This window comes from Streptomyces cinereospinus (assembly GCF_042430725.1).
Classification (GTDB): Bacteria; Actinomycetota; Actinomycetes; order Streptomycetales; family Streptomycetaceae; genus Streptomyces; species Streptomyces cinereospinus.
Window position 1 is genome coordinate 184,096 of record NZ_JBHMCY010000001.1, and the last position, 12,137, is coordinate 196,232.

General features: G+C 72.2%; 8 protein-coding genes. 5 read left to right on the top strand and 3 right to left on the bottom strand.

Annotated elements, in window-relative coordinates; all coding sequences use genetic code 11:
• Positions 1–441: 441 nt before the first annotated feature.
• The 5 genes from hisC (at position 442) to ACFF45_RS00850 (ending at position 9,588) form a co-directional block, all read left to right on the top strand.
• Positions 442–1,521 carry a histidinol-phosphate transaminase gene (gene hisC, locus ACFF45_RS00830; protein WP_381340449.1) on the top strand — a complete coding sequence of 360 codons (1,080 nt, stop codon included), beginning with the start codon at positions 442–444 and terminating at the stop codon, positions 1,519–1,521.
• A 616-nt stretch (positions 1,522–2,137) separates the two neighbouring features.
• A complete protein-coding gene (locus ACFF45_RS00835; protein WP_381340452.1) occupies positions 2,138–3,643 on the top strand; it encodes a cytochrome ubiquinol oxidase subunit I in 1,506 nt (501 codons plus the stop codon).
• Positions 3,644–3,663: 20 nt separating this feature from the next.
• On the top strand, positions 3,664–4,668 hold the full coding sequence (cydB, locus tag ACFF45_RS00840) for a cytochrome d ubiquinol oxidase subunit II (RefSeq protein WP_381340455.1): 1,005 nt from the start codon (positions 3,664–3,666) through the stop codon (positions 4,666–4,668).
• Between the two features lie 51 nt (positions 4,669–4,719).
• Positions 4,720–8,352, top strand: a complete 3,633-nt coding sequence (cydD, locus tag ACFF45_RS00845) for a thiol reductant ABC exporter subunit CydD (RefSeq protein WP_381340458.1) — start codon at positions 4,720–4,722, stop codon at positions 8,350–8,352.
• A 177-nt stretch (positions 8,353–8,529) separates the two neighbouring features.
• Positions 8,530–9,588: a M23 family metallopeptidase gene (locus tag ACFF45_RS00850; protein WP_381340461.1), complete on the top strand. Its 1,059-nt coding sequence runs from the start codon at positions 8,530–8,532 to the stop codon at positions 9,586–9,588.
• A 98-nt stretch (positions 9,589–9,686) separates the two neighbouring features.
• Here the strand turns inward: ACFF45_RS00850 and ACFF45_RS00855 are convergent, their stop codons facing one another.
• The 3 genes from ACFF45_RS00855 to ACFF45_RS00865 form a co-directional block, all read right to left on the bottom strand.
• Entirely contained in the window at positions 9,687–10,574 is an 888-nt protein-coding gene (locus ACFF45_RS00855; RefSeq protein ID WP_381340463.1) for a Cof-type HAD-IIB family hydrolase, read from the bottom strand.
• 69 nt (positions 10,575–10,643) lie between these two features.
• Positions 10,644–11,546, bottom strand: a complete 903-nt coding sequence (locus ACFF45_RS00860) for an LLM class flavin-dependent oxidoreductase (protein WP_381340466.1) — start codon at positions 11,544–11,546, stop codon at positions 10,644–10,646.
• A gap of 29 nt (positions 11,547–11,575) precedes the next feature.
• Positions 11,576–12,130, bottom strand: a complete 555-nt coding sequence (locus tag ACFF45_RS00865; protein ID WP_381340468.1) for an RNA 2'-phosphotransferase — start codon at positions 12,128–12,130, stop codon at positions 11,576–11,578.
• Positions 12,131–12,137 lie beyond the last annotated feature (7 nt).

Genomic DNA, 12,137 nt, shown 5'->3' on the forward strand with positions numbered 1-12,137 from the left:
ACGCAGTGGGGTAGTGCGGACGCATATGCACCCGTTGACAGGCACGTTTCTGCAAGGTGATGAGCGGGCAATTGCCTGAGAAAACAAGGGAGTTGCGCCGAGTCACCGCAGTACGTGACGTGTCGGCGCGTACCGGCCTGCCTAGACCTCGATGTTTCGAAGAGGTCTCAACTCACCTGACCGGAGGATGCGCGCTACGGCGCGAGCCACCGGCGCGTAGATATATGTGAGGCGCGCCCCTCACATCGTCCGCCTTCGTGCGCTGATGCCCATGATGCCGGTGGGACTCATGGGGTCCGTCCCCGGTTCATCCCCAGGACGTCCCCGGCCTGCTCCCAGTCCCTCCTCACCCGTACGCAGCCGCGCCGAATCCTCATAAGGTGAGAAGCATGGGAAGCCGGCGGCGGTCAGGGGCCGCCGGTGGTCGCGAGGAGGACTGCGGTGAGCCAGACGAGCCCCAAGCTGCGCGAGGAGCTGGAGGGGATCCCCACCTACAAGCCGGGCCGGCCGGCCGCGGCCGACGGACCGGTGGCGTACAAGCTGTCCTCCAACGAGAACCCCTATCCGCCGCTGCCGGGCGTGCTGGAGAGCGTGACGGCCGCCGCCGCGTCCTTCAACCGCTACCCGGACATGTACTGCACCGACCTGGTGAACGAGCTGTCCGACCGTTTCGGGGTTCCCGCGTCCCACCTGGCCACCGGCACCGGCTCGGTGGGCGTGGCCCAGCAGCTGGTGCAGTCGACCAGCGGGCCCGGCGACGAGGTGATCTACGCCTGGCGGTCGTTCGAGGCGTACCCGATCATCACCCGGATCAGCGGTGCCACGTCCGTGCAGGTGCCGCTGACGCCGGGGGCCGTGCACGACCTGGACGCCATGGCGGAGGCGATCACGGACCGGACGCGGCTGATCTTCGTCTGCAACCCCAACAACCCCACCGGCACGGTGGTCCGCCGGGCTGAGCTGGAGCGCTTCCTGGACCGGGTGCCGGGGGACGTGCTGGTCGTGCTCGACGAGGCCTACCGCGAGTTCATCCGCGACCCCGAGGTGCCGGACGGCTGCGCGATCTACCGGGAGCGGCCCAACGTCTGCGTCCTGCGGACGTTCTCCAAGGCGTACGGACTGGCCGGGCTGCGCGTCGGGTTCGCCATCGCGCACGAGCCGGTGGCGGCCGCGCTGCGCAAGACGGCGGTGCCGTTCGGGGTGAGCCGGCTGGCGCAGGACGCGGCGATCGCCTCGCTGCGGGCGGAGGACGAGCTGCTCGGCCGGGTCGGCTCGCTGGTGTGCGAGCGCATCCGTGTGGTCGACGGGCTGCGCGACCAGGGCTGGACGGTTCCGGAGACCCAGGCCAACTTCGTGTGGCTGCCGCTGGGCGAGCGCACGGGCGCGTTCGCGGCCGCGTGTGAGCAGGCGGGTGTGGTCGTCCGGCCGTTCCCGGGGGAGGGTGTGCGCGTGACGGTCGGCGAGGCCGAGGGGAACGACATCTTCCTGAAGGCGGCGGAAGGGTTCCGCAGGGAACTCTGACAAAACCGCGAAGAAGCTTCCAGGCAGCTTGGGGGAGCGCTGGGGAGCGTCGAGAAGCTCTGAGGGGGCGCTGGGGAACTTCGGGGAAGTTCTGAGGGAGCGCCGGGCAGCTTCGACGAGGCTGTGAGGGAGCGCGTGCGGCTTCGGCAGGGCTTCGGGCCTGTGCGCTGCGACGGGCCCGAGGTCTCGCTGCCCCACGCTCAGGCGTCCACGACCTCCACCCGGATCGCGGTCACCGTCGTGGACCGCCGCCAGGAGACGGGGATCGCCGTCGATGCGGCGGAGGCCGTCGCGCGGGCTCACGGCTCACGGGTTCACGGGTTCACGGGGCCCACAGGCCGGCTGGCGAGGCGGCACTCGTCGGCCCGGAAGATGGGCGTGGGCCCCTGAGGGAGGGCGAGGGCGTCGTCTCGGTCCACGACGCCAACAACCGTTGAAGTCGCCGTCGAGGGGTTGACGCGGACTGAGGGGACCCCCCCTGCACGGTTCGCGCACCTGTGCGTCATAATGGCTTGTGAATGTGAACGCGTTCACAAGCGCAGCCCGGTTGCCTTCGAAGTGAAGGGCAAAAGGGGCAAGTTGCCGCAGTGTCCACGGCGATGTAAGGAGAGGCGACGTGGAATTGGCTTTGGCGCCGGAAACCCTGGCGCGATGGCAGTTCGGCATCACCACCGTCTACCACTTCCTGTTCGTTCCCCTGACGATCTCGCTCGCCGCCCTCACGGCCGGCCTGCAGACCGCGTGGGTGCGCACCGAGAAGGAGAAGTACCTCAGGGCGACCAAGTTCTGGGGCAAGCTCTTCCTGATCAACATCGCCATGGGCGTCGTCACCGGCATCGTGCAGGAGTTCCAGTTCGGTATGAACTGGTCCGACTACTCGCGCTTCGTCGGTGACGTCTTCGGCGCGCCCCTCGCCTTCGAGGCACTGATCGCCTTCTTCTTCGAGTCGACCTTCATCGGCTTGTGGATCTTCGGCTGGGACAAGCTGCCCAAGAGGATCCACCTGGCCTGCATATGGATGGTGTCGATCGGCACCCTGCTGTCGGCGTACTTCATCCTCGCGGCGAACTCGTGGATGCAGCACCCGGTCGGCTACCGGATCAACGAGGAGAAGGGCCGGGCCGAGCTCACCGACTTCTGGGCCGTGCTGACCCAGAACACCACCCTGAACCAGGTCTTCCACAGCTTCTCGGCGGCCTTCCTGACGGGCGGCGCCTTCATGGTGGGCATCGCCGCCTTCCACCTGCTGCGCAAGAAGCACATCCCGGTGATGCGGACGTCCCTGCGGCTCGGCCTGGTCACCGTGGCCGTCGGCGGCCTGCTCACCGCGGTCAGCGGCGACACCCTCGGCAAGGTCATGTACGAGCAGCAGCCCATGAAGATGGCCGCCGCCGAGGCACTGTGGGACGGCGAGGAACCGGCGCCGTTCTCGGTGTTCGCCTACGGGGACGTCGACGAGGGGCACAACAAGGTGGCCCTGGAGATCCCCGGCCTGCTCTCCTTCCTGGCCCACAGCGACTTCGAGTCGTACGTGCCGGGCATCAACGACACCAACGAGGCCCTGCAGGAGCAGTTCGGCCCCGGTGACTACAAGCCCATCGTGCCCGTGGCCTACTGGGGCTTCCGCTGGATGATCGGCTTCGGCATGGCGTCGTTCTCCATCGGCCTGCTGGGGCTGTGGCTCACCCGGAAGAAGTTCCTGCTGCCGGCCGCGTCGCGCACCGGGGAGGACGAGGTCCCGCATCTGGTGCTGCTGAGGAAGCCGCTGCGGCCACGGCTCACCCGCCTGTACTGGCTGGTGGCGGTCTGGACGATGGCCTTCCCGCTGATCGCCAACTCCTGGGGCTGGATCTTCACCGAGATGGGCCGCCAGCCGTGGGTCGTCTACGGCCTGTTCCAGACCCGCGACGCGGTCTCCCCCGGGGTCTCCCAGACCGAGGTCCTCATCTCGATGATCGCCTTCACGACGCTCTACGCCGTCCTCGCCGTGATCGAGGTCAAGCTGCTCGTGAAATACGTCAAGGCCGGCCCGCCCGAGCTCACCGAGGCCGACCTCAACCCGCCCACGAAGATCGGCGGCGACCTCCGTGACGCCGACAAGCCGATGGCCTTCTCGTACTAGGCCGAGGGAGCTGCACCGTCATGGAACTGCACGACGTCTGGTTCGTCCTGATCGCCGTCCTGTGGACCGGCTACTTCTTCCTGGAGGGCTTCGACTTCGGGGTCGGTGTCCTCACCAAGCTGCTGGCCCGCGACCGGCCCGAGAAGCGGGTGCTGATCAACACGATCGGCCCGGTGTGGGACGGCAACGAAGTCTGGCTGCTGTCGGCCGGCGGCGCCACGTTCGCCGCCTTCCCCGAGTGGTACGCCACCCTCTTCTCCGGTTTCTACCTCCCGCTGCTGATCATCCTGCTCTGCCTGATCGTCCGGGGCGTCGCCTTCGAGTACCGGGCCAAGCGGCCCGAGGAGAACTGGCAGCGCAACTGGGAGCACGCGATCTTCTGGTGCTCGCTGATCCCGGCGTTCCTGTGGGGCGTGGCCTTCGGCAACATCGTCGGAGGCGTGCCGCTCGACCGTGACTTCGAGTACGTCGGCGGCCTCTGGGACCTGCTGAACCCGTACGCGCTGCTCGGCGGTCTGGTGACGCTGACGCTGTTCACCTTCCACGGTGCGGTGTTCACGGCGCTCAAGACGGTCGGGGACATCCGGGCTCGGGCTCGCAGGCTGGCGCTTCAGGTCGGCCTCACGGCGGCCGCGCTGGCCGCGCTCTTCCTGCTGTGGACGCAGGTCGAGAGCGGCAACGGCAAGAGCCTGGTCGCCCTGGTGGTGGCCGTGGCCGCCCTGGCCGTCGCACTGGTGGCGAACCAGGCCGGGCGTGAGGGGTGGGCGTTCGCGCTCTCCGGCGTCACCATCGTCGCCGCCGTCGCGATGCTCTTCCTGTCGCTGTTCCCGAACGTCATGCCGTCCTCGCTGAACGAGGAGTGGAGCCTGACGGTCACCAACGCCTCGTCGAGCCCGTACACACTGAAGATCATGACCTGGTGCGCGGCGATCGCCACACCGGTCGTCCTGCTCTACCAGTCCTGGACCTACTGGGTGTTCCGCAAGCGGATCGGTACGCAGCACATCGCCGAAGCCGCACATTGAGTCCGGCCGGGGTGTGTTTCACGTGAAACACACCCCATGGGACGGGAGGGCATGTTTCACGTGAAACCCATCGATCCGCGTCTTCTGCGCTACGCCCGCGCCACCCGGCGCTTCTTGGTGGCGGTCGTCGGCCTGGGTGCCGTCGGCGCCGGGCTGCTCATCGCCCAGGCCATGCTCATCGCCGAGACGGTCGTCGGCGCGTTCCAGCACGGGATGACCGTCACCGAACTGCGTACTCCCCTGGTGCTCCTGGTGGCCGTCGCCTGCGGCCGGGCACTGGTCTCCTGGCTCACCGAACTCGCCGCGCACCGGGCCGGCGCGGCGGTGAAGTCGGAGCTTCGGGGACGGCTGCTGGAGCGTTCCGCGCAGCTGGGCCCCGGCTGGCTGAGCGGGCAGCGCACCGGATCGCTGGTCGCCCTCGCCACGCGCGGGGTCGACGCCCTCGACGACTACTTCTCGCGCTACCTGCCGCAACTGGGCCTGGCGGTGGTCGTGCCGGTGGCCGTGCTGGCGCGGATCGTCACCGAGGACTGGGTCTCCGCCGCCATCATCGTCGGCACACTGCCGCTCATCCCGCTCTTCATGGTGCTGATCGGCTGGGCCACCCAGTCCCGGATGGACCGTCAGTGGATGCTGCTCTCCCGGCTGTCCGGGCACTTCCTGGACGTGGTCGCCGGGCTGCCGACGCTCAAGGTGTTTGGGCGGGCCAAGGCACAGGCCGAGTCGATCAAGCGGATCACCGGTGAGTACCGGCAGGCGACGATGCGGACGCTGCGCATCGCCTTCCTCTCCTCGTTCGCGCTGGAACTGCTCGCCACGATCTCGGTCGCACTGGTCGCCGTGACCATCGGCATGCGGCTGGTGCACGGCGAGATGGACCTCTCCGTCGGCCTGGTCATCCTGATCCTCGCGCCCGAGGCGTATCTGCCGTTGCGGCAGGTGGGAGCGCAGTACCACGCGGCGGCCGAGGGGCTCGCCGCGGCCGAGGAGATCTTCTCGGTCCTGGAGACGCCCGTGCCGGCGTCCGGGACCCGCACCCCGCCGGTGGGTGTGCTGTCGTTCGAGGGCGTGACCGTCCGCTACCCGGGGCGCGCCGCGGACGCCGTGTCCGACGTGAGTTTCGAGGTGGCGCCCGGGGAGACGGTCGCGCTCGTGGGGCCGAGCGGTGCGGGCAAGTCGACGCTGCTGAACGTGCTGCTGGGATTCGTACGGCCGGCCGAGGGGCGGGTGCGGCTCGGGGGAGTGGATGTCGCCGAGGTCGACCTGGAGCAGTGGCGGGCGCGGATCGCCTGGGTTCCGCAGCGGCCACACCTGTACGCCGGGACGATCGCCGAGAACGTCCGGCTGGCCCGGCCCGACGCGGATGACACTGCCCTGCGGCGGGCGCTGGCGGACGCGGGAGCACTCGCGTTCGTGGACGCCCTGCCGCAGGGCGCCGGCACCGTCCTCGGCGAGGACGGTGCCGGGCTGTCCGCGGGGCAGCGGCAGCGGCTGGCGCTGGCCCGTGCCTTCCTCGCGGACCGGCCCGTGCTGCTGCTCGACGAGCCCACGGCCGCGCTCGACGGGGAGACCGAGGCCGACGTCGTGGCGGCGGTACGGCGGCTGGCGGCGGGGCGGACCGTGCTGCTGGTGGTGCACCGGCCGGCGCTGCTCGGGGTGGCGGACCGGGTGGTGCGCCTGGACGGCACGGAAAGGGTGACGCGGCTCGACGGGGCGGGCCGGACGGCGGATCCGGTGAGGCGGCTCGACGCGGCGGACCGGACGGCGGACGAGGCCGTGCTGCCCGACGCGGACGATGAGGTGACGCGGCTCGACGCGGCCGTCTTCCCCGCCCACCCGGACGAGGCGGACCCGGCCACGCGGCCGGCCGGAGCGGGCTCGGTCCCCGGCACCCCTCAGCGGGAGCCCGGCGGTGACACCGCGACGGGCGGCGGCGGTGGCGTCCTGGCCCGTGTCCGTGCCCTGTCCGGTGCCCGGCGCGGCCGGCTGGCTCTGGCCCTGCTGCTCGGCAGCCTCGCCCTGGGCAGCGCGGTCGGCCTCATGGCCACCTCCGGGTGGCTCATCTCCCGGGCCTCGCAGCAGCCGCCCGTGCTGTATCTGATGGTGGCCGTGACGGCCACGCGCGCCTTCGGGATCGGGCGGGCCGTGTTCCGGTACGCCGAACGGCTCGTGTCGCACGACGCGGTGCTGCGGATGCTGGCCGACACCCGGGTGGCCGTCTACCGCCGGCTGGAGCGGCTGGCGCCCGCCGGCCTGCGCCGGGCCCGCAGGGGCGACCTGCTGTCGCGGCTCGTCGCCGACGTGGACGCCCTGCAGGACTACTGGCTGAGGTGGCTGCTGCCCGCCGGCGCCGCGGTCGCCGTCTCCACGGCCGCCGTCGGCTTCACCGGCCGGCTGCTGCCGGCGGCCGGAGCGGTGCTCGCCGCCGGACTGCTCGCGGCCGGCGCCGGCGTCCCGCTGCTCACCGCGGCGGTGGCGCGGCGCGCCGAACGCAGGCTCGCCCCCGCCCGAGGGGTGCTCGCCACGCGCGTGGCCGACCTGCTCACCGGCACGGCGGAACTGACCGTCGCCGGTGCCCTGCCCGCACGTACCGCCGAGACCCGGCGGGCCGACGCGGCGCTCACCCGGATCACCTCGCGCGCGGCCACGGCGACCGCGATCGGTGACGGGCTCACCGCTCTGATCTCCGGCCTGACCGTCACGGCCGCCGCTCTCCTGGGCGCACAGGCGGTCGCCGCCGGACGGCTGGACGGCGTAACCATGGCGGTCGTCGTGCTCACCCCGCTGGCCGCGTTCGAGGCGGTGCTCGGGATGCCGCTCGCCGCGCAGTTCCGGCAGCGGGTGCGCAGGAGCGCCGAGCGGGTGTACGAGGTGCTGGACGCCCCCGAGCCCGTACGTGAACCCGAGCGGCCCCGCCGGGCGCCCGCGTCGCCGTTCCCGCTCGTGGTCAAGGGCCTGACGGCCCGGCACGCCGGGCAGGACCGTGACGCGCTCGCCGACGTCGGGCTGACGCTCGACCAGGGGCGCCGGATCGCCGTGGTCGGCCCGTCCGGGTCCGGCAAGACGACCCTCACGCAGGTGCTGCTGCGCTTCCTGGACGCGGACGCCGGCTCGTACACGCTGGGCGGCGTGGACGCGTACGCCCTGGCCGGTGACGACGTACGGCGGCTGGTCGGGCTCTGCGCCCAGGACGCGCATCTCTTCGACAGTTCGGTGCGGGAGAACCTGCTGCTCGCGCGGCGGGACGCGACCGAGGAGGAGGTGCGGGACGCGCTCGCGCGGGCGCGGCTGCTCGACTGGGCCGAGGGACTGCCGCAGGGCCTGGACACGCTCGTCGGCGAGCACGGGGCACGGCTGTCGGGCGGCCAGCGGCAGCGGCTGGCACTGGCCCGCGCGCTGCTCGCCGACTTCCCCGTCCTCGTGCTCGACGAGCCCGCCGAGCACCTGGACCTGCCGACGGCCGACGCGCTCACCGCGGATCTGCTGGCCGCGACCGACGGTCGTACGACCCTGCTCATCACGCACCGGCTGGCCGGGCTGGCGGCCGTGGACGAGGTGGTCGTGCTGGACGAGGGGCGGGTGGTGCAGCGCGGGACGTACGCGGAGCTGGCGGTGGCCGAGGGGCCGTTGCGGACCATGGCCGAACGGGAGGCGGCGGCGGAGCTGCCGGCGGCCGTGGGCTGACCGGGCCGGTCGGCGCCCCGTGCGGGTGCCCCGCGCCCGGACTCGTCGACGGGCCGTCAGGTCGGTGCGGCCGGACCCCTGTTCGGCCGTAGCGGCTGCTCCATCCGTGCGCGCAGGTCCCCCATGCGTACGACTCGCGCAGGACCGCCGGCGGCCGCGCGGGCCAGGATCGCTCCCATGCGCTCATCCCGCCGTCCCCGCTGGCTCCTGCCGGCGCTGCTGTGCGCGCTCGCCGTGCTCGTGGCCCGGCCCACCGAGACGCCCGGGGGCAGCCCCGCCCGGGGCGGCGCCCACCCGGGGGCCAGTGCCGAGGTGGCGCGGCTGTACGAGGACGCGGCCGCGGCGACGCGGCAGTACGAGGAGGGCCGCCGCGCGGCCGAGGCCGAGCGGACGCGCGCCCGGCAGCTGGAGAAGCGGCTCGTCCGCGAGCGGCGGCAGCTCGCCGTCCTGCACGAGGACCTGGGACGGATCGCGCGCGCCCAGTACCGGAGCGGCGGGGACGTGTCCCTCACCGCGCGGATGCTCCTCGCGGACGACCCGGAGGGACTGCTGCGCGGGCAGCGCGCGGTGTCGGAGGCCGACCACGCCCTGAGGCACGCGATCAGCAGGAGCCGTCGTGCGGAGGCCCGGCTCGCGGCGGACGAGCGGAAGGCAGCGACGCAGTGGCGGGCCCTCCAGGTGCACAACGGCGAACTCGCGGAGCTGAAACAGCACATCGAGCGCAAGCTGGCCAGGGCCCGTGAGCGGCTCCGGGCGGAGGCCGACTCCTCGGCCGCGTCGGGCGCCTGCCGGAGCGCGGTCCGGCTCGCCCAGCCGGACAGGTCCGCCACGCGCGCGTGGGTGGCGCCGCTGAGGACGTATCAGCTGTCCGCGGCCTTCGGCAGCGGCGGCGCGCGGTGGGCCGACCGGCACACCGGGCAGGACTTCGCGGTGCCGATCGGTACGTTCGTGCGGACGGTCGGCGAGGGCCGGGTCGCGGCGGTCTCCTGCGGCGGCGCCTTCGGCATCCAGATCGTGATCGCGCACCCCGGCGGCTACTGGACGCAGTACGCCCATCTCTCCTCCGTCGCCGTCGAGCAGGGGGAGCGTGTGCGGCCCGGACAGCGCATCGGGCAGTCCGGCACGACCGGCAACTCCACCGGCCCGCACCTGCACTTCGAGGTGCGGGTCACGCCGGAATTCGGGTCGGGAGTGGATCCGTTGCCGTGGCTGGCGGCACGCGGGGTGCGCCTCTGACGACACACGGGACGGCGGCCCTTGGTGGCACGCGGACGGCGGCCGGGGCGCGGCACCGGGACGGCGGCCGGCCGTAACGACGGAGCGCTCGCGGAGGGTCAGGCCCGCCGCGCCAGCATCCGCTCGATCACGACCGCCACCCCGTCGTCGTTGTTGGCGACCGTCCGGCCCGACGCCGCGGCGATCACGTCCGGGTGGGCGTTGCCCATGGCGTACGACTGACCTGCCCAGGTGAGCATCTCCACGTCGTTGGGCATGTCACCGAAGGCGACGACCTCCTCGTGGGAGATGCCGCGCTCGGCGCAGCACAGGGCCAGCGTGCTGGCCTTGGAGACGCCGGGGCCGCTGATCTCCAGCAGGGCGCTGGGGCTGGACCGGGTGACGTTGGCGCGCTCGCCGATGGCCAGGCGGGCCAGGGTGAGAAAGGCGTCCGGGTCGATCTCGGGGTGGTAGGCGAGGATCTTGAGCACCGGCTCGCCCGCGCCGGGCGCGTCCGGCGTCAGCAGCCGCTCGGCCGCGGCCAGGCCGTCCGGGACCTCCATGTGCAGCTTGGGATAGCCCGGCTCCTGGTAGAAGCCGTACGTCTGCTCGACCGCGTACACCGTGCCGGGCGCCGCCTCCCGCAGCAGTCGCACGACGTCCAGCGCGTTCTCCCGGGCCAGCTCCCGCACCTTGACGAACCGATGGGCGCCGGGGCCGCCGTGCAGGTCGACCACGGCGGCGCCGTTGCCGCAGATCGCCAGGCCGTGACCGTGGACGTGGTCACTGACGACACCCATCCAGCGCGCCGGACGGCCGGTGACGAAGAAGACCTCGATGCCCGCCTCCTCGGCGGCCGCGAGGGCGGCGATCGTCCGTGGGGAGACCGACTTGTCGTCGCGCAGCAGCGTGCCGTCGAGGTCGGTGGCGATCAGCCGGGGCGGGACGGCGGCGGCCGGGATCTCGGGCTGTCGAGTCGCTGAGGTCACCCGGCCATTCTCGCGCATACGCCTGCACGGGCGGGCAGGAGTCAGCACGGGTGAGTGGAGAGACTGCTCACCCCTGACCGGTCCGGCTCAGCTCAGCTGGGCCGGCGCCTCCATCGCGATCCGCTCGAAGACCCGCTCCTCCGCCGCGAAGTCCGAGTCCGGGACGGGCCAGTGGACCACGATCTCCGTGAAGCCCAGCTCCCGGTGCCGCCCGGCGAAGTCCACGAACGCGTCGACGGACTCCAGCGGCCGGCCGCGGTCCGGGGTGAACCCGGTGAGCAGGACCTTGTCCATGCCGGAGGCATCACGGCCGGTCGCGGCGCAGGCGTCGGCGAGCCGCTCGGTCTGCCGGCGTATGGCCTGCACCGACTCCTCGGGCGTGCCCTCCGCGTACAGCGTGGGGTCACCGGTCGTCACCCAGGCCTGCCCGTGGCGGGCGGCGAGCTTCAGCCCCCGCGGGCCGGTCGCGGCCACCGCGAACGGCAGCCGGGGGCGCTGCACACAGCCGGGGATGTTGCGGGCCTCGTGCGCCGCGTAGTGGTCGCCCCTGTACGACACCGCGCCCTCGGTGAGCAGCCGGTCCAGCAGTGGCACGAACTCGGCGAACCGGTCGGCGCGCTCCTTGGGCGTCCAGGCCTCCTGCCCGAGCGCCGTGGCGTCGAAGCCGGTGCCGCCCGCGCCTATCCCGAGCGTGACGCGGCCGCCGGAGACGTCGTCCAGGGAGATCAGCTCCTTGGCGAGGGTCACCGGATGCCGGAAGTTCGGCGAGGTGACCAGCGTGCCCAGACGCATCCGGTCGGTGACGGCCGCGGCGGCGGTCAGGGTGGGCACGGCGCTGAACCACGGGCCGTCCCGGAAGCTCCGCCAGGACAGGTGGTCGTAGGTGTACGCGGCGTGGAAACCGAGCTGCTCCGCGCGCTGCCAGGCCGCACGGCCGCCCTCGTGCCAGCGGCGGCAGGGAAGGATCACAGTGCTCAGACGCAGACTCATGGACCCGAGCCTAAGCGGCAGCCGGTGTTTCACGTGAAACGGTCGTCGGGAAGACGCAGGTACTGCGGGGGTACGCCCTTGGTCAGCCACACGCCGTTCGCGCTGACCTGGAACACATGGCCGTCGCGGTGCATCGCGCCCGCGTCCACCGCAAGCACCACCGGGCGCCCTCGGCGGGCGCCGACCCGGGTCGCGGTCTCGCGGTCGGCGGAGAGGTGCACGTCATGGCGGTTCATCGGCCTGAGCCCCTCCGCGCGGATCGCCTCCAGGGCGGCGTCCACGGTGCCGTGGTAGAGGGAGGGCGGCGGGGTCGCCGGGGGCAGTCCGAGGTCGACCTCGACGCTGTGTCCCTGACTGGCCCGGATCCGGGTGCCCTCGATCGCGAAGCGCTTCTTGTCGTTCCTGGCGACCACATGGTCCAGCTCCTCGCGGGTGAACCGGAACCCGTGCGCGGCCGCCGCCGCGATCAGCGTGTCGATCTCGACCCAGCCGCTCGCGTCCAGCCTGATCCCGATGCGCTCGGGCTGGTGGCGCAGATGCTTGGAGAGGTACTTCGACACCTTCACGGTGCGTCTTTCGTCCATGCCCTCA